Genomic DNA, 15,711 nt, shown 5'->3' with positions numbered 1-15,711 from the left:
AGTGCAAATGGCGTTTTAACAATAGTGAAATAAAAGTTCAAATTTCCATTTTGAAACAATTGGTAATAGATAATTTATCCTAGTTATCTAGGACAGCCCCAAACATTTTTCAGACGGCCTTCATGCTTTGCACTTCGTTCAAACTGCGTTTTCAGAAACGTCATTCCCGCGAAGGCGGGAACGGCCTCAGCCGACGCGGTAGAAGGCGAGGCTGCCCAAGAGGTTGGGCAGGGTTTCGACGCGGCGGCCTGCGGTCATCACGGCGCGTTCGAGGATGCGGATGTTGTTTTGGGCGCAGAGTTTGTCGAAGTCGTGCAGGGTGCACCAGTGGATGTTGGGGGTGTTGTACCACTGGTAGGGCATGCGTTCGGACACGGGCATGTGGCCGCCGAGGGTGATTTGCAGGCGGTTGCGCCAGTAGCCGAAGTTGGGGAAGGAGACGACGGCCTCTCGGGCGACGCGGGTGAGGTCGCGCAGGATGGTTTCGGTGTTCTGCATAGCCTGGATGGTTTGGCTTAAAACGATGACGTCGAAGCTGTTGTCGTCAAAGTCTTGCAAGCCCTGTTCCAAGTCGGCCTGGATGACGTTGACGCCGGCGGCAATGGAGGCGAGCACGCCTTCGGTGTCGATTTCGACGCCGTAGCCGCTGCATTGTTTGTCGCGCACGAGGGCGGAGAGCAGTTCGCCCCGTCCGCAGCCCAAATCGAGCACGCGGCTGCCCGCGGGTATCCAGTCGTAAATCAGGCGAAGGTCGTCGCGCAGGGCATTCATGGCTGCAATTCCTTGTAAACGTTGTCCATATAGGAGGAAACGGCGGCGAGGTAGGGGGCGTCGTCCATCAGGAAGGCGTCGTGGCCGTGGTTGGATTCGACTTCGATGTATTGGACGGGGCGTCCGGCACGGACGAGGTGTTTGACGAGGGCGCGCGAGCGTTGCGGGGCGAAGCGCCAGTCGGTGGTGAAGGAAGCGACGAAGAATCCGGCCTGTGTCCGGCGCAGGGCGGCGGTGAGGTCGTTGCCGAAGGCGGCGGCGGGGCTGAAATAGTCGAGGGCCTTGGTCATGCGCAGGTAGGTGTTGGCGTCGAAGCGTTCGGCGAATTTGTCGCCCTGGTAGCGCAGGTAGGATTCGACTTCGAATTCGACGCCGTAGCCGTACTGTATGCCGTCGTGCAGGCTGCGGCCGAATTTTCTGCCCAGCCCTTCTTCGGCGAGGTAGGTGATGTGTCCCATCATGCGGGCGATGCGCAGGCCGCGGCGGGGGATGGTGTTGTGGCGGCGGTAGTGGCCGTCGTGGAAGTCGGGGTCGGTGATGATGGCCTGGCGGGCGACGTCGTTGAAGGCGATGTTTTGCGCTGACAGGCGGGTGGCGGAGGCGATGACGAGGGCGTGGCGCACGCGTTCGGGAAAGTCGATCGCCCATTGCAGCGCCTGCATGCCGCCGAGGCTGCCGCCGATGACGGCCGCCCATTTTCGTATGCCGAAACGGTCGGCCAGCAGGGCTTGGCTGTTGACCCAGTCTTTGACGGTGACGACGGGGAAGTCGGCGCCGTATTCGAGGCCGTTTTCGGGATTGGTGCTGAGGGGGCCGGTGCTGCCGGCGCAGCCGCCGAGGTTGTTGAGGCCGATAACGAAGAAGCGGCGGGTGTCGACGGGTTTGCCCGGCCCGACCATGTTGTCCCACCAGCCGGGGTGTTTGTCGTCGGGGCGGTGGCGGCCGGCAACGTGGTGGTCGCCGGAGAGGGCGTGGCAGATGAGGACGGCGTTGGTTTTTTCGGCGTTCAGTGTGCCGTAGGTTTCCACCATCAGGTCGAAGCGGGGCAGGGTTTGGCCGTTTTGCAGGGCAAGTGTTTGGTCAAACGGGATTTTTTCGGGCGTTACCAGCCCGATGCTGTCGGAGGCGGTCATGTAAAGAGGCGCGGCGGGAAGGAAAAGGCCGTATTATAGCGTTCCGTCCCTGTTTCTGCATGGTCGTTTCAGACGGCCTTTTACTATGTCTTCCGCCGTTTTTGCCGTCAAAATCCTGCTGTTTGCCGCCGCCGTGCTGCTGCTGGCCGCCCGTTTTCTGCCTGCGCGCCACAAGCGGGCGGCGCGGCGCGTTTTTGTGTTCGCCGCGTGGTGGTGCGCGGGCGTATCACTGCTGGCTTTGCTCAGATATTGGCTGGCGGTGTGAACAGGCCGTCTGAAAGCACGGCAAACAAAGAATAAGGCCGTCTGAAATATGCTTTCAGACGGCCTTTTTGCTTTTCAGACGGCCTTATTTGCCCAAGGCGGCCAACACTTCGGCTTTCACGGCTTCCACGGCCTGCGTGCCGTCAACCTTGATGTATTTCGGCGCGCCCTTGCCTTCGAGTTTGCTGTAATAGCCCACCAGCACTTCGGTTTGCTCGTGGTACACGGCCAGGCGTTTTTTGACGGTTTCTTCTTTGTCGTCGTCGCGCTGCACCAAATCCTCGCCGGTGAGGTCGTCTTTGCCTTCGGCTTTGGGCGGATTGTAAACCACATGGTAGGTGCGGCCGGAAGCCAAGTGCACGCGGCGGCCGCTCATGCGTTCGATAATCACGCTGTCGGGCACGTCGATTTCCACCACGGCATCAAGCAATACGCCCGCCTGCTGCATGGCTTCGGCCTGCGCCAGCGTGCGCGGAAAGCCGTCAAACAGAAAACCCTTGGCGCAATCGGGCTGGGCGATGCGTTCTTTCACCATGCCGATGATGATGTCGTCGCGCACCAAGCCGCCCTCGTCCATGATTTTTTTCGCTTCCAAACCCAAAGGCGTGCCCGCTTTGATGGCGGCGCGCAGCATGTCGCCGGTGGAGATTTGCGGAATGCCGAAGGCGGCAGTGATGAATTGCGCCTGTGTGCCTTTGCCTGCGCCGGGTGCGCCGAGTAACAATACTTTCATGGTGGTTCCTTTTGTTAAGAAAATTTAGCGTATCTTAATGCTTTGCAGGCCGTCTGAAAAGCGCGGGGCGTTTTCAGACGGCCTCATTGCGCGTCGGCAAAAATCCCCAAACAAATCAAAAGTCAAAAATCCCGCTCATGCCGCAGCGCAGTATTTTTCACACCAAAGCGCATTTTTTTATCTTGTTATCAAACAGTTGAAGCTCTACACTCGGCCGTCTGAAAAACACTGCCACAGGAAACCGCGCCATGAGTGCCGCCAAAAAAACCCTCAGCTTCGAATTTTTCCCCACCCGCACCCCCGAAGGGCGCGAAAAACAAACCGTCACCCGCAAACAGCTGCGCCAGTTCGCCCCCGAATTTTTCTCCTGCACATCCGGCGCGGGCGGCTCTACCCGCGAGGGCACGCTGCAAACCATCGCCGACATTCTCGCCGAAGGTACGCCCGCCGCGCCGCACCTGCCCTGCATCGGCATGACCGTCGAAGAAGTGAAAAGCCTGCTCGACACCTATAAAGAAATGGGCGTGCGCCACATCGTCGCCCTGCGCGGCGACATCCCTTCGGGTATGGGAGCGGGCGGCAGCGGCCTGCGCTATGCCAACGAGCTGGTCGAACTCATCAAAAACGAATACGGCAGCCACTTCCACATCGAAATCGCCGCCTATCCCGAATACCACCCGCAGGCGCGCAGCGCCGACGAAGACATCGAAAACTTCGTGCGCAAGGCCAAAGCGGGCGCAGACTCGGCCATCACCCAGTATTTCTACAACGCCGACGCTTATTTCCGCTTCGTCGACGAAGTGCAGGGGCGCGGCGTGGCCATTCCCGTCATTCCCGGCATCATGCCCATCGCCAGCTTCTCCAAACTGACCCGCTTTTCCGACACCTGCGGCGCGGAAATCCCGCGCTGGCTACGCCTGAAACTTCAGTCCTACGCCGACGACACCGCCGCCATCAAAGCCCTCGCCCTCGACGTTGTCACCGAAATGTGCAGCCGCCTGCTCGAACAGGGCGCCCCCGGCCTGCACTTCTACACCATGAATCAGGCGGGGCTGTCGTCTACCATCTGCCAGCGCTTGGGCTACTGAGCCTCGCAGGTAGGAAAAGGCCGTCTGAAAGCAAAGTTTCAGACGGCCTTTATGTATCGAATATTTCCGACGGTTCAACTGTCCGGCCGGTTTTCCGCTTTCTTGCGGGCTGCGTCCCTATCCTGCCTGCCGACGATACCGACCAAGACAACTGTGAGTGTTTCGCCGTGCATCTGATAAATAAGGCGGCATCCCGCGTGGCGGAGTTTGATTTTGTAGAAGCCCGACAGATTACGCAGGGCTTCCGAAGGCGCATGCAGGTTTTCCAAACGCTTTTTGAGTTTCTTGCCCAACTGCTGCCTGACGTCGTCATCCAGTTTGTTCCATTCGTCTTTCGCCTCAATGCAAAATGCCAGTTTATATTTCGGCTTATAAACTTTATAAATCATCGATAGATACCTCTATGATCGGGGAATCCTGGCGCTCCAACACGATTTTGGCGTCTTCGAAATCTTCCATATAAGAAATCAGCTTTTCGTAAAAACGGGCAGGGACAAGATAGGCTTCCGGACGGTTGTGGTTGAGTACGATCACGACACCTTCGGCCTCCTGCACGATCGCGCTGAAATTACGTTTGAGTTCGGTAACGCTAACGGCATGTTCGGCAAATATAGTGTGCATGGTTTACTCCTCGTTGTGTGATTAAGACTGCCGACATTCTATCCGTTTTTCAATGCTTTAAGAGCATTTTGAAATATCTTTATGATTTCCATCCGCAAAAAGGCCGTCTGAAACGTTTTCAGACGGCCTTTTGCCTTGTTTGCCGAAAGATGCGGATGCCGCTTAGTGGCGGTGCGCCTGCATGCCTTCGGGCGCTTCCGCGCCTTCGGGCAGGCCGAAGGTTTCGCGCAGCACCACTTTATAAAACGCAAACGCCTCGCGCGCGCCCTCGATGGCTTCGGTCTGCGCCGCCTCGTCCAGCGGCAGCGCGTTCAGCAGCTCGACAAAAGCGCGCCAGTGTTTGCCGCGGCCTGCGGGATGAGGGGCAAGGTGGCGCGCGCCTTTTTCGCCGTCGAATGCCAGCTGTTTGGCGTGTTTGAACAAAAACGCCGCGCCCAAGTTCGAGCCTTCGGCGCAGTAGAGCCAGCCGATGGCCTTGTTGCCCGTCTCGTGCGGCAGCGACTTGCCGTATTCGTAGGGCTTTTCGCCCAAATCGGCCAAATCTTTCACCACCGCGTCGTAACGCGCCATATATTCGAGTTCGGGAATCTGTTTGTTCAGCTCGGGGTCTTTGTAGATATGGTCGACCGCTTTATGGAACACGGATTGCAGTTTCAGGAATTTGATGTAGTTTTCGTTGCTGACAAAAGGCTCTACCGACATCACCAGATTGTCGACGCTGTCGTGGGTGGTGGTGGTTTGCTCTTTCAGCTTTTTGGCAAAAGTCATCTCGTTGCTCATGATGTTTCCTTGTGATGGTGTTTTCAGACGGCTTCTGCGGGCAAAGGCCGTCTGAAACGGTTTGAAAAAGATGTATTGCGGCAAAATTTCGGACTAATAGGAATATTTCGCCGCGGATATGGTGAGGATTATCCCCGACTACGGCCTTCTCTGCAAATTTTTCTTTACATCAACTTACTCAAATTTCACGTTTTTTTATTATCAGGACGGCATGGCGCGAGCCGCGCCATGCAGATTCGCGCAGGCGGGCAGGGCAAATAAAAAAGGACGGCAATTGCCGTCCTTTTTGCCGTTTCAGACGGCCTATGAAGATAAGAGGCCGTCTGAAAGGTTTGGTTTCGGGTCAGAACTTCCATTCCAGCGATACGGCGTAGTTGCGGCCGGGGGCGTAGAAGCGTTCGAGACCCTGCTTGGAAGATTGAGGATCGGAAACACTTAAAGAATTTATAGTTGCTCTAGGATTAATTCCCCTCAACGAATCCCAAGTATGATATTTCCGGTTAAACAGATTATAAACACCTGCCCGTAAAATCAGTTTTTTAGCCGGTTTGTAATAACCGAATACATCCACTACTGTTGCTGCTTTATTAAGCCAGCGATAATCTAATGTTTTAGCATAGTAGTCAGAATATTTATCACAATCTTCAGACTCCTCCCCTGTCCACGGATCAATTTTATGTCTTACACAATGTCTGTCTTGTTCGGATATTTGAGCATCTTTTGCTTTTTTTCTACCCATAAAAGTCACACGGGAAAAAACACCCCAACGATCATCAGGAGATTCATAGTCTAAGCCCAATATGGCTTTTATCGGCTGTATCGAGAGCATACTGCGACTGTCACCAGACAACTTGCCTTTACTGTATCCGAGAGATCCTGAAAACTTCCAACCCTCAGATACCGGTAAGACTTTATGCAAATTCAAAGATCCCTTCAGCTCCAATCCGTAAACTTTTGCCCTGTCAATATTAACCATTTGTTGACCGATTGTTGTAACAGTAGGACCGCAAAGAGCGGGATTATGGTAGCAGTGATACCAAGCATCAGGCTTGTAGTACCACTCATTTCTTGCCTCAAAGGTACTTTCTTCTTCAAACAAGAAATTACGGTATTTGGTATGGTAGATATTAAAATCCAACAAACCTTTTTCGTTTTTCCCTTGTAATGACAAGGTTTGATTGATGCTGCGCTCGGCTTTTAAATTCGGATTGGCAATCCAGTTACCGTATACACTGTTATAAGTGAAATACATTTCAGACGCAGTAGGAATCCTATGCCCCGAACCTAATTGGTAGCCGATTTTCCAAGTATCGTTCAAACGGTAATCCATACCGAGAACACCATTCCAAGTATTGAAACTTTTTCCTGAGGGATTACCGTCGTCTACACATGTATCTTTGCAAGGCACTGATTCACGAAATGCCTGAGGTTTAACCTTTTCATGATCATATCGGATACCTGCTTTCATTGATAATCGGCTATTTATATCTATACCGTCCTGCAAAGAAAATCCGATTTGATCCGTCTTCATCGGACGCATAATGGTATAGACGCTTTCACCTGTTAGCTGACCCTTAGAAAAATCCATATCATGGTTAACGTTCTCAAAGTCTCTACGGCTGATAAATGTTTTAAAAGACAGCCTATGTTTTGTATTAAACAGAGACAAAGATTGGCTATCTATGCGCAGGGAAAACCGCTTATAACGAGTATCCATATTGCGCTCATCACGATCTGCCAAGAAACCTTTGGTATAGGTGTATCCGCTTCGCCAATCTCCCTCTCTATTCATATCGCCTTTATAGTTAATTGCACCATTACGGGTTTTTTGATAGTCGAGATCTGTTTTAACCAAAGCAATACGGCCTGCATCCGGTGTCCACTCATGGCTTAAGTTGACATTCTTCCTTTTTTGGACATCATCCGCTTCACGCCAAGACTGTGTTAAAGAGTATGTTTTTTCATCAGTAAAATTATGATTGTTTTGGCCGTTTACCGATAAGGCAAAACGGTGGTTTTCTATGGGAGACCAGCCGAATTTAAATAAATAGCTGTTATTTTTTACCGACATCGGATCAGGTTTGATTCGAGTAGAACCCCGTTCTGCTTGGTCTTGTTTGTCTTTTTCGCTACTACCGATTAAATCTGTCAGGCCTTTTCCTCCTCTGCTCTTCATTTCATGTCCGTGACGGTGTGAAAACAAAGCAAGGGCATCAAATTTTTCTCCGACATAACCGAATCCAACAGTATTAACCCATTCGCGGTTTTTGCTGGCATATCCGCTACGCAGCAAGCCGCCGAAATGACGATCTCCAGATACGATGTCTCCTGCATCCAAGGTGCGGTAATTGACATTGCCACCCAAAGATCCGCTTCCGCTGTCAAACGAATCTGCACCTTTCGTAATATCCACACCCTTTACCAATTCGGTGTCAATACTCAAACGGGAATTATTGAAATTGCCATAGCGGGCATAGAGTGAGTTTTCTTCAGAACTGGGAAGAGAAACACCATCGATACTGATGCCGACGCGGTTATCCTCAACACCCCGCATAGCAAAGCCTTTTAAACGGCGGCCTTGATCGGCCACGCCAACATCTGCCGAGTAACGCACCAAGTCACGTGTATCTCGTATCAGTTCCTGTTGAATGGTTTTTGCATTGACGCGCTCCACCGTGGCGGGCGCGCTGCGCCGCCCTTTGACTTTAACCTGTTCGAGCGTGCCAGTCTGCTCGGCGGCCGTCTGTGCTTCGGCCTCGGCGGCTTGGGCGGCGTTGCAGAACATCAGGCCGACCAGCAGGGCGATCGGGGTGATTTTGCTGTGTTTCATGGGGTTTCCTTCAAACGGATAAAACAATAAAAACCTGCGAAGTCTAGCCACGGAGTGGGAAATTCTCGCAGTTATTTGATAAATATGGATTTGTTCTGCTTCAAGTAATAAGACCTTTTCTTGTTCTTATTTGAAGGCGCGGATTATGTGTTAATGTTTTGTAAAATGCAACTTTTCTTTACATTGCGGGCACGAGTGTGGTTTTCCGGTTAAGTTTTGTGTCGCTTTGTGCGTCACGCAGAAATGGGGGGTTGGAACGCACAGCAGGACAAAGGCCGTCTGAAACGGGTTTCAGACGGCCTTTGTGCGGCGGGGCGGGTTTGCGTGCCTGACGGATGCGTTTTTCAGACGGCCTCAGCCCAATTCCTGCTGCTTGGCAATCAGCTGTTCGCGGATGAGGGCGGCGGTTTGCTGGCGCTCGCCTGCGGCAACGGGGGGAAGGAAGTGGAGTTCGGCGGTGCTGCGCGGCTGGCGGATTACCATGCAGATGGACTGCCAGAGGCTGATGTCGCCGTAGTAGGCGGTGTGGGGGTTGGGGCTGCTGCCGTCGGGATTGGGGTAGCGGCAGAGGACGGGAACGATGGGGACTTGCGCTTCGGCGGCGGCTGGGAAGAAGCCGGTTTTGAAGGGGAGGATGGTGCGGCCTTCGCTGCTGGTGCCTTCGGGGAAGAGGGTGACGGTGTCGCCGTCTTTGAGGGCTTGGGTTACGTTGCGGATTTTTTCGCTGTTGCCGCCGGCGCCTTTGTTGCGGGCGACATAGACGGTGCGCGCCTGTGTGGCAAGGTAGCCGATAACCGGCCATTTGGCGACGTCGTCTTTGGCGACGAAGCGGCCGGGGTGGGCGGCGTTGACGGCCATGATGTCGAGCCAGGAGATGTGGTTGCAGACGAGCATTTGGCCGCGGTTTTCGGCGGGGAGCGTGCCGTAGGTGTGCAGGGTCATGCCGCAGGAGGCGAGGACGCGGTGCGACCAGATTTGGATGGCGCGTAGTTTGCGGCGGGGGGTGTAGAAGGGGAAGAGGAAGAACATTTCGGCGGCGCCGTAGATAAGGCACAGGCCGATGCAGGAAAGGCGGAAGGCAAAGCGGAGGGCGGTCATGGCTGTGTTGTGTTTTTTGTTCGGGCAGACGGGTTGAGGCCGTCTGAAAGCGGTATTCAGACGGCCTTTTATCATTTTAAGGTTTGGGGGCGAATTTTTGCAGGTAGCGGTCGCTCAGTTGCGTGATGTCCATCATGATGAGGACGTCGGCGCAGTTGAAAGCCTCGTCGACGCAGGGTTCGCCGCAGAACCAGGCGCCCGCTTTGAGGTAACCTTTAATCAGGGCGGGGGTATCGGGGTGGGCGGACGGGGTGATTTTGTCCCATTTGAGCGGGTTGAGCGGGCGCACGCGCCACGATTCGGGGGCGAGGTGTTTTTCTTTGAGGATGTGGTAGAGCCCTGCCGCGTCGCTGCCGCCGTCGCGCATTTCGATGCTGCCGCAGCCGATCATAAAGCGCAGGTTTTCGTCTTTCATGAATTTGACGAGACCCGTCCACAAGAGCATGACGAGGCCGCCGTTGCGGTAGTCGGGGTGGGTGCAGGCGCGGCCGAGTTCGACGGTTTGCGGCAGGATGTCTTTGAGCGGGCTCAAATCGAATTCGTGTTCGCTGTACCAGCCGCCGACTTTTTTGGCGGTGTCTTCGGTGATGAGGCGGTAGCAGCCGATAACTTCGCCGGTGGCGTCGTCGAAAGCGAGCAGGTGGTGGCAGTGTTCGTCGTAGGGGTCGGTGTCGCGGCCGTCGACACCTGCGATGTCGGCGCCCAGTTCTTCGGCGAAAACCCGATAGCGCAGGCGCTGCGCGGCTTCGATTTCTTCGCGGGTTTCGGCCAGTCGGACGCTGAGGCCGATTTTCGGGCCGGTTTGGTTAAAACGGCTGTTTTGCATAAAGCCTTCCGGATGTGGGCAAAAAAAGGGGCGCATTATAGCCCAAAGGCCGTCTGAAAGTGCGGCGCAACTGCCTGCCGCCGCTTGCCTCCTGCAAAACGGCGTGATAAAAGCGCCCTCTTCTTCACTTTATCCCGCCGCACGCCATGCCTTATCCCGCACCGAAAACCCTCTCCGCCGCCATCGGCCTGCCCGTTTCAGACGGCCTTTTCCTCCATGCCGACTGGCCGGCGCCCGCCAATGTGAAAACGCTGGTTTCCACGCGGCAAGGTGGCGTCAGCCTTGCGCCCTACGCCTCGCTCAACGTCGGCGCGCACGTCGGCGACAACCCGGAACACGTCGCACACAACCGCGCCATTGTCCAAGCCGCCGTACCCGTTCCCCTCGCCTATCTCAACCAGACACACGGCACGAACGTCGTTGCTGCCGCCGACGCACTGACCACGTTAACCGACGCCGACGCCTCCGTCGACCGCAGCGGCAAGGCGGCCTGCGCGGTAATGACCGCCGACTGTCTGCCCGTCCTTTTCTGCACCGCCGACGGTCGCTGCGTCGCCGCCGCCCACGCGGGCTGGCGCGGGCTGGCAGGCGGCATCCTGCAAAACACCGTCGCCGCCATGCAGGCCGACCCCGCCGACATCCTCGCCTATCTCGCCCCCGCCATCGGCCCGGATGCCTTTGAAATAGGCGCAGATGTGTTCGACGCCTTCTGCCTGCGCGATCCCACCGCCGAAGCGGCGTTCACCGGCATCGGTGGCGGCAAATACCTCGCCGACATCTACGCCCTCGCCACCCTTGCCCTGCGCCGCGAAGGCGTGACGCAAATCTACGGCGGCACGCACTGCACCGTTCTCGAACGCGACACCTTTTTCTCCTACCGCCGCGACGGACAGACGGGACGCATGGTCAGCGCCGTGTGGCTGGAAGAGGCCGTCTGAAACCGTCAATTCCGCGCGCACCTAACTCCCACCCCTGCGCCAAAGCGCGGGAAAGGGAACTTTGTTGCTCCGACAGGTTTCAGACGGCCTCAAATCAACTCAAATCAATCTGAAACCCAAAAGGCCGTCTGAAAGAACCGCCGTAATGCCGGCCGTATCGTTCAGACGGCCTTTCCGCATCTGCAATCGAGCTCGGAAGCGGCGCGGGCGGTACAAAAAGGCCGTCTGAAAAACGCTTATTCCGTTTTTCAGACGGCCTCAAAGCTGCCAAGCGCTCAGACGCTCAACCTTTTTGCCAGGTGTTGCGCGAAAAGGCGTAGAGCAGCACGCAGCCTGCCAAAGTGGCGCACAGCATCAGCGCGGGCATCACATAGGCCGTGCCGTTGTGCAGCTCGGTTGCCAGCCAGCCCATGCCCGCGCCGATCATCGAGGTGGACGCCATCAGCAGGGCGTTGGCGCTGCCGCCGATTTCACGGAAGCGGCTCATGAAGCAGGCCTGTGTGTTGGCGGTTACCAAGCCCTGCGTACCGACGGAAAACATGGCGCAGGCTGCCGCCAAAGCGAAGGGCGGCATGCCGCCGAAGGCCGCCACCGCGCCCAGCAGCGCCGCATTGGCCGCCAGCTGGATGCCCAAGCCCCACAGCAGGATGTCTTCGGCGTTGCTGCCGTTTTTCAGCCGCCAAGCGGTGATGCGGTTGAAGGTGCCCATCGTGATGATGTTGCAGCCGAACGCCCAGGCGTAGGCGTGCGGCGTCAGGCCGTAGAGCTTCATATAGACAAAGGGCGATTCGGTGAGGAACACGAACATCGAGCCGAAGCTGAATGCCTGGAAAAAGAGAAAACCCAGCGCACTTTTGGTTTTCAGCACTTGGATGTAGCGGCGGATCATGCCGCCGAAAAACGCCCTGTCTATCCGCCCTTTGGCTGCCGTTTTCGGCAAAAAACGCGCCACCAGCAGAAACACGGTTATCGAATAGGCGGCGAGAAAGGCGAAAATCAGCCGCCAGCCGCCGAGCTGCTGCAAGGCCGAGCCGAGCATGGGCGCCACCAGCGGCGCGGACATCATCACGATGCCGATCAGCGCGAACATCTGCGCCGCCTCGCGGCCTTCGTAGAAATCGCGCACCACCGCCCCCGCCATCACCGCCGCCATGCCGCCGCCGAAAGCCTGTATCAGGCGCAGCCCGATCAGTTGGTCGATACTTTGCAGCAGCGTCAGCGCGACCGAGGCAGCGGCATACAGCGCCAAACCGGCCAGAGCCACGGTTTTGCGTCCTTTCACGTCGGACACCGCGCCGCCGAGCAGCTGGCCGAAAGCCACGCCGAACATAAAGCTGCTCATGCTTTTTTCGATCAGATGCACATTGACGTGCAAATCGTCGGCCAGCGACAGCACCGCCGGCAGATAGGCGTCGACCGAAAACGGCATAATCGCCGTCAGCGTCGCCAGCAGAAAGGCCGTCTGCCGGTTGCCCAAAGGTATTTTCTTTTCCATATCCCTATCCGTGTGCCATACAAAACGGCCGCCCGCCGGCGGCCAAACAAAAAACGGCGCGATTATATAGTGAAACAAAATAGGAAAGATACAAGACAGCAAGCCGCAGACAGTACAAATAGTACGGCAAGGCGCAGCAACGCCGTAGATTTTCTATTTTGTTTCACTATAACACCGCCGCGCACGGTGCTGCAGGGCAGAGGCCGTCTGAAAAAGGGCGGCGGTGCACAAACGGTGCTTTATGCTACCCGAACCCGTCGTGTTTTCAGACGGCCTTACGGATGCAAAAGGCCGTCTGAAACCTTGGCAAAGCCAAAATCCGCCCTGCTCTGCCTTTGTCTGCGTCTGCCGAAGGATCGGGCGGCAATCGGCGCAAAACCCGAACGCAGCCCTGAGGGGCACAAACGCGGCTACGGCAGCCTGCTTGTCTTTCAGACGGCCTGATGTGGTTTGCAAAGCTTTCCGCCCGAATGCAAAAGGCCGTCTGAAACAGGGTTTCAGACGGCCTTCCCTTTTTTCAGACGGCCACCGCCGCTTTAATATGCGGGTGCGGGTCGTAGCCGCTGAGTTCGAAATCTTCGTATTTGAAGTCGAACAGATTGTCCACTGCCGGATTGAGGGTCATGGTCGGCAGCGGGCGCGGTTCGCGGGTGAGTTGCAGCTTGGCCTGCTCGAAGTGGTTGCTGTAAAGATGGGCGTCGCCAAGGGTGTGGACGAACTCGCCCGCTTGCAGGCCGCAGACTTGGGCGATCATCATGGTAAGCAGGGCGTAGCTGGCGATGTTGAAAGGCACGCCGAGAAAGATGTCGGCGCTGCGCTGGTAGAGCTGGCAGGAGAGTTTTCCGTCTGCCACGTAAAACTGGAACATAGCGTGGCAGGGCGGCAGCGCCATTTCGTCGACCAGCGCGGGATTCCAGGCGGAAACGATCAGGCGGCGGCTGTCGGGGTTGTGTTTGATTTGCTCGATCAGATTGGCAATTTGGTCGATGCTGCCACCATCGGGCGTCGGCCAGCTGCGCCACTGGTAGCCGTACACCGGGCCGAGTTCGCCGTTTTCGTCGGCCCATTCGTCCCAGATGGTGACGTTGTTGTCGTGCAGGTATTTGATGTTAGTGTCGCCGCGCAAAAACCACAACAGCTCGTGGATAATGGAGCGCAGGTGCAGTTTTTTGGTGGTGAGTAGCGGGAAGCCTTGTTGCAAATCGAAGCGCATCTGGTAGCCGAAAACGGAGCGGGTGCCGGTGCCGGTGCGGTCGGATTTGTCGCTGCCGTGCTCGAGGACGTGGCGCATTAGGTCGAGATATTGGCGCATGGTTTTCCTGTTTCCTGTTTGTGTTGCGTATTGAGGCCGTCTGAAAACTTTCAGACGGCCTTTTGCGGGGGTTACCAATAGGTAACGAATGGTTCCAAATCGGTGTTTTTCTCTTCTTTCGGGAAGTCGTGCTGCGCGGTGCCGACCATGATGAAGCCGATGATTTTGTCTTTTTCGCCGCAGCCCATTGCTTCGCGCAAAACGGGGCTGCCGCACCACAGGCCGGTAATCCAGACGTTGTCGTAGCCCAGGGCGTTGGTAGCGAGCTGCACGGCGTAGGCGGCTGCGCCCGCGCTGAGAAACTGCTCCCATTCGGGCTTGGGTTTTTCCGCGCCGACGGCGATTTTGGAGATCACGGCGATCACCATCGGCGCGAAGTTGGCGACTTTTTCCGCTTTTTTCATGGTGTCGTCGCCGAGCTTCATTTGCACGACGGTTTCTTCGAGGGCACGGCGGAAGCGGGCTTTGGCCTCGCCGCCCTGTATCACGACGAAACGCCACGGGGTGAGGTTGCCGTGGTCGGGCACCTGCGTGGCGGCCTGGAAGACGGTTTCCAGTTCGAGTTCGTCGGGGGCGGGAGCGGTAAGTTCGCGCACGGAGCGGCGGGTGGTGAGAAGGTCGAGAGCGTCCATCGGGTTTCCTTTCGTGTTGGCGGCCGTCTGAAAGTTTCGCGCGGCCCAGCGGTGAGAAGAAGGGAGGCGGATTGTGCCACAAGCGGGAGGAATGCGCGCGGCAGGTTTGCCGTTTCAGACGGCCTGCGGGTTTACCGGCAAAGCGTCGGCTTTTTCCACTTCCGCCCACGCCCGCAGAATCAAACCGGGGTCGTTGTCTTTGAGCAGGGCGGCGTCGGAGAGCATGCGCCGCCACCGGCGCGCGCCGTTGAGGCCGTGCATCAGGCCGAGGTAGTGGCGCGCCATGTGACGCAGGATGCTGCCGCGTCCGGCGGCAAGCTGGGCGGCGGCGTAGTCTTTCAGACGGCCTGCCAATTCGGCGTGGGTGACGGCTGCGCGGGCATCGCCGTAAAACAGCCTGTCCCAGTCGCGCATAATCATCGGGTTGTGGTAGCACTCGCGCCCGACCATCACGCCGTCGACGTGTTGCAGGTGGGCGGCGATTTCTTCATTGGTTTTGATGCCGCCGTTGATGATGATTTCCAGCACGGGAAACTCGCGTTTGAGTCGGTAGACATATTCGTATTTCAAGGGCGGCACTTCGCGGTTTTCCTTGGGCGAGAGGCCGTTAAGCCAAGCGTTGCGGGCGTGGACGACAAAGGTTTTGCAGGCGGTTTTTTCCGCCAGCGTGCCGACGAAATCGGCGACGGTTTGGTATTCGGTCTGCCGGTCGACGCCGATGCGGTGTTTGACGGTCACGGCGCAGTCGGGTGCGGCATCCTGCATGGCGTTGAGGCAGTCGGCCACCAGCGCAACCTCGTTCATCAGGCAGGCGCCGAACGCGCCTTTCTGCACGCGCGGGCTGGGGCAGCCGCAGTTGAGGTTGATTTCGTCGTAGCCGTAGGCCGCCGCCTTTGCTGCTGCCTGCGCCAGGGCGGCGGGCTCGCTGCCGCCCAGTTGCAGGGCGACGGGATTTTCGCAGTCGTCTTTCAGCAAAAAGCGTTCGGGATCGCCGTACACCACCGCGCCGGCGTTGATCATTTCGGTGTAAAGCCAGGTGTGGCGGCTGATCTGCCGCGCCATGTAGCGGTAGTGGCGGTCGGTCCAGTCGAGCATGGGAGCCACGGATAGGCGGCGAGAACCAATATAATCAGCATCTTGTATGTTTTTATTTGTTTTTTCTTGGTTTTTTGTTTGTAACATTTTCGGTT

At 56.7% G+C, this 15,711-nt stretch carries 16 protein-coding genes and 1 pseudogene; 4 read left to right on the top strand and 13 right to left on the bottom strand.

The window, feature by feature from the left end:
* Nucleotides 1-83, top strand: a pseudogene (locus ACLD9W_RS10265) (IS1595 family transposase); the annotation flags it as partial.
* A 103-nt stretch (nucleotides 84-186) separates the two neighbouring features.
* On the opposite strand, the gene metW reads toward ACLD9W_RS10265, so the two are convergent.
* Both metW and ACLD9W_RS10255 read right to left on the bottom strand, forming a co-directional pair.
* Nucleotides 187-771: a methionine biosynthesis protein MetW gene (gene metW, locus ACLD9W_RS10260; protein ID WP_410841929.1), complete on the bottom strand. Its 585-nt coding sequence runs from the start codon at nucleotides 769-771 to the stop codon at nucleotides 187-189.
* The gene (locus ACLD9W_RS10255) at nucleotides 768-1,904 is read right to left on the bottom strand and encodes a homoserine O-acetyltransferase (RefSeq protein WP_410841928.1); all 1,137 of its coding nucleotides are present in this window, start codon (nucleotides 1,902-1,904) and stop codon (nucleotides 768-770) included. Before ACLD9W_RS10255 ends, metW begins: the two co-directional genes overlap by 4 nt.
* Nucleotides 1,905-1,989: 85 nt before the next feature.
* Here ACLD9W_RS10255 and ACLD9W_RS10250 point away from each other — a divergent pair, with 85 nt between their 5' ends.
* The gene (locus ACLD9W_RS10250) at nucleotides 1,990-2,169 is read left to right on the top strand and encodes a protein MIGRI (RefSeq protein WP_410841927.1); all 180 of its coding nucleotides are present in this window, start codon (nucleotides 1,990-1,992) and stop codon (nucleotides 2,167-2,169) included.
* 84 nt (nucleotides 2,170-2,253) lie between these two features.
* On the opposite strand, the gene adk is transcribed toward ACLD9W_RS10250, so the two are convergent.
* The gene (adk, locus tag ACLD9W_RS10245) at nucleotides 2,254-2,901 is read right to left on the bottom strand and encodes an adenylate kinase (RefSeq protein WP_410841926.1); all 648 of its coding nucleotides are present in this window, start codon (nucleotides 2,899-2,901) and stop codon (nucleotides 2,254-2,256) included.
* Nucleotides 2,902-3,149: 248 nt separating this feature from the next.
* On the opposite strand from adk, the gene metF reads away from it, so the two are divergent.
* Nucleotides 3,150-3,989: a methylenetetrahydrofolate reductase [NAD(P)H] gene (metF, locus tag ACLD9W_RS10240; RefSeq protein WP_410841925.1), complete on the top strand. Its 840-nt coding sequence runs from the start codon at nucleotides 3,150-3,152 to the stop codon at nucleotides 3,987-3,989.
* Between the two features lie 74 nt (nucleotides 3,990-4,063).
* Here metF and ACLD9W_RS10235 read toward each other — a convergent pair whose 3' ends face one another.
* The 6 genes from ACLD9W_RS10235 to ACLD9W_RS10210 form a co-directional block, all read right to left on the bottom strand.
* Nucleotides 4,064-4,378 carry a type II toxin-antitoxin system RelE family toxin gene (locus tag ACLD9W_RS10235; RefSeq protein WP_410841924.1) on the bottom strand — a complete coding sequence of 105 codons (315 nt, stop codon included), beginning with the start codon at nucleotides 4,376-4,378 and terminating at the stop codon, nucleotides 4,064-4,066.
* Nucleotides 4,368-4,610, bottom strand: coding sequence for a type II toxin-antitoxin system Phd/YefM family antitoxin (locus ACLD9W_RS10230; RefSeq protein ID WP_009425683.1), 243 nt, complete (start codon nucleotides 4,608-4,610; stop codon nucleotides 4,368-4,370). The genes ACLD9W_RS10235 and ACLD9W_RS10230 overlap by 11 nt, the downstream gene beginning before the upstream one ends.
* A gap of 162 nt (nucleotides 4,611-4,772) precedes the next feature.
* Nucleotides 4,773-5,390, bottom strand: a complete 618-nt coding sequence (locus ACLD9W_RS10225; RefSeq protein WP_410841923.1) for a biliverdin-producing heme oxygenase — start codon at nucleotides 5,388-5,390, stop codon at nucleotides 4,773-4,775.
* A 343-nt stretch (nucleotides 5,391-5,733) separates the two neighbouring features.
* Nucleotides 5,734-8,220, bottom strand: coding sequence for a TonB-dependent hemoglobin/transferrin/lactoferrin family receptor (locus ACLD9W_RS10220; RefSeq protein WP_410841922.1), 2,487 nt, complete (start codon nucleotides 8,218-8,220; stop codon nucleotides 5,734-5,736).
* Nucleotides 8,221-8,574: 354 nt separating this feature from the next.
* A complete protein-coding gene (locus ACLD9W_RS10215; protein ID WP_410841921.1) occupies nucleotides 8,575-9,318 on the bottom strand; it encodes a lysophospholipid acyltransferase family protein in 744 nt (247 codons plus the stop codon).
* A 76-nt stretch (nucleotides 9,319-9,394) separates the two neighbouring features.
* A complete protein-coding gene (locus ACLD9W_RS10210) occupies nucleotides 9,395-10,144 on the bottom strand; it encodes a GNAT family N-acetyltransferase (protein ID WP_410841920.1) in 750 nt (249 codons plus the stop codon).
* A 146-nt stretch (nucleotides 10,145-10,290) separates the two neighbouring features.
* Between ACLD9W_RS10210 and pgeF the strand changes: the two genes are divergently transcribed.
* Nucleotides 10,291-11,082, top strand: a complete 792-nt coding sequence (gene pgeF, locus ACLD9W_RS10205) for a peptidoglycan editing factor PgeF (RefSeq protein ID WP_410841919.1) — start codon at nucleotides 10,291-10,293, stop codon at nucleotides 11,080-11,082.
* 283 nt (nucleotides 11,083-11,365) lie between these two features.
* Here the strand turns inward: pgeF and ACLD9W_RS10200 are convergent, their stop codons facing one another.
* From ACLD9W_RS10200 to dusA, 4 genes are all read right to left on the bottom strand, one after another.
* Nucleotides 11,366-12,577 carry a multidrug effflux MFS transporter gene (locus ACLD9W_RS10200; RefSeq protein ID WP_410841918.1) on the bottom strand — a complete coding sequence of 404 codons (1,212 nt, stop codon included), beginning with the start codon at nucleotides 12,575-12,577 and terminating at the stop codon, nucleotides 11,366-11,368.
* A 517-nt stretch (nucleotides 12,578-13,094) separates the two neighbouring features.
* Nucleotides 13,095-13,889: a thymidylate synthase gene (locus tag ACLD9W_RS10195; RefSeq protein WP_410841917.1), complete on the bottom strand. Its 795-nt coding sequence runs from the start codon at nucleotides 13,887-13,889 to the stop codon at nucleotides 13,095-13,097.
* 71 nt (nucleotides 13,890-13,960) lie between these two features.
* Nucleotides 13,961-14,521, bottom strand: a complete 561-nt coding sequence (locus ACLD9W_RS10190; protein WP_410841916.1) for a nitroreductase family protein — start codon at nucleotides 14,519-14,521, stop codon at nucleotides 13,961-13,963.
* Nucleotides 14,522-14,635: 114 nt separating this feature from the next.
* Nucleotides 14,636-15,616: a tRNA dihydrouridine(20/20a) synthase DusA gene (gene dusA / locus ACLD9W_RS10185; protein WP_410841915.1), complete on the bottom strand. Its 981-nt coding sequence runs from the start codon at nucleotides 15,614-15,616 to the stop codon at nucleotides 14,636-14,638.
* Nucleotides 15,617-15,711: the final 95 nt, after the last annotated feature.

The organism is Neisseria sp. WLZKY-1, from assembly GCF_046546535.1.
Lineage (GTDB): Bacteria > Pseudomonadota > Gammaproteobacteria > Burkholderiales > Neisseriaceae > Neisseria.
Note: the sequence above shows the minus strand (reverse complement) of the source record. Positions and strands in the feature narration are given on the sequence as shown.

What these genes read in the sequence shown, in the direction of transcription:
- ACLD9W_RS10195 (WP_410841917.1), bottom strand. Translation starts at nt 13,889, where the DNA reads ATGCGCCAATATCTCGACCTAATGCGCCACGTCCTCGAGCACGGCAGC.
- dusA (WP_410841915.1), bottom strand. Translation starts at nt 15,616, where the DNA reads ATGCTCGACTGGACCGACCGCCACTACCGCTACATGGCGCGGCAGATC.
- metF (WP_410841925.1), top strand. Translation starts at nt 3,150, where the DNA reads ATGAGTGCCGCCAAAAAAACCCTCAGCTTCGAATTTTTCCCCACCCGC.
- ACLD9W_RS10250 (WP_410841927.1), top strand. Translation starts at nt 1,990, where the DNA reads ATGTCTTCCGCCGTTTTTGCCGTCAAAATCCTGCTGTTTGCCGCCGCC.
- pgeF (WP_410841919.1), top strand. Translation starts at nt 10,291, where the DNA reads ATGCCTTATCCCGCACCGAAAACCCTCTCCGCCGCCATCGGCCTGCCC.
- ACLD9W_RS10255 (WP_410841928.1), bottom strand. Translation starts at nt 1,904, where the DNA reads ATGACCGCCTCCGACAGCATCGGGCTGGTAACGCCCGAAAAAATCCCG.
- ACLD9W_RS10230 (WP_009425683.1), bottom strand. Translation starts at nt 4,610, where the DNA reads ATGCACACTATATTTGCCGAACATGCCGTTAGCGTTACCGAACTCAAA.
- ACLD9W_RS10190 (WP_410841916.1), bottom strand. Translation starts at nt 14,521, where the DNA reads ATGGACGCTCTCGACCTTCTCACCACCCGCCGCTCCGTGCGCGAACTT.
- ACLD9W_RS10235 (WP_410841924.1), bottom strand. Translation starts at nt 4,378, where the DNA reads ATGATTTATAAAGTTTATAAGCCGAAATATAAACTGGCATTTTGCATT.
- ACLD9W_RS10225 (WP_410841923.1), bottom strand. Translation starts at nt 5,390, where the DNA reads ATGAGCAACGAGATGACTTTTGCCAAAAAGCTGAAAGAGCAAACCACC.
- ACLD9W_RS10200 (WP_410841918.1), bottom strand. Translation starts at nt 12,577, where the DNA reads ATGGAAAAGAAAATACCTTTGGGCAACCGGCAGACGGCCTTTCTGCTG.
- metW (WP_410841929.1), bottom strand. Translation starts at nt 771, where the DNA reads ATGAATGCCCTGCGCGACGACCTTCGCCTGATTTACGACTGGATACCC.
- ACLD9W_RS10215 (WP_410841921.1), bottom strand. Translation starts at nt 9,318, where the DNA reads ATGACCGCCCTCCGCTTTGCCTTCCGCCTTTCCTGCATCGGCCTGTGC.
- ACLD9W_RS10220 (WP_410841922.1), bottom strand. Translation starts at nt 8,220, where the DNA reads ATGAAACACAGCAAAATCACCCCGATCGCCCTGCTGGTCGGCCTGATG.
- adk (WP_410841926.1), bottom strand. Translation starts at nt 2,901, where the DNA reads ATGAAAGTATTGTTACTCGGCGCACCCGGCGCAGGCAAAGGCACACAG.
- ACLD9W_RS10210 (WP_410841920.1), bottom strand. Translation starts at nt 10,144, where the DNA reads ATGCAAAACAGCCGTTTTAACCAAACCGGCCCGAAAATCGGCCTCAGC.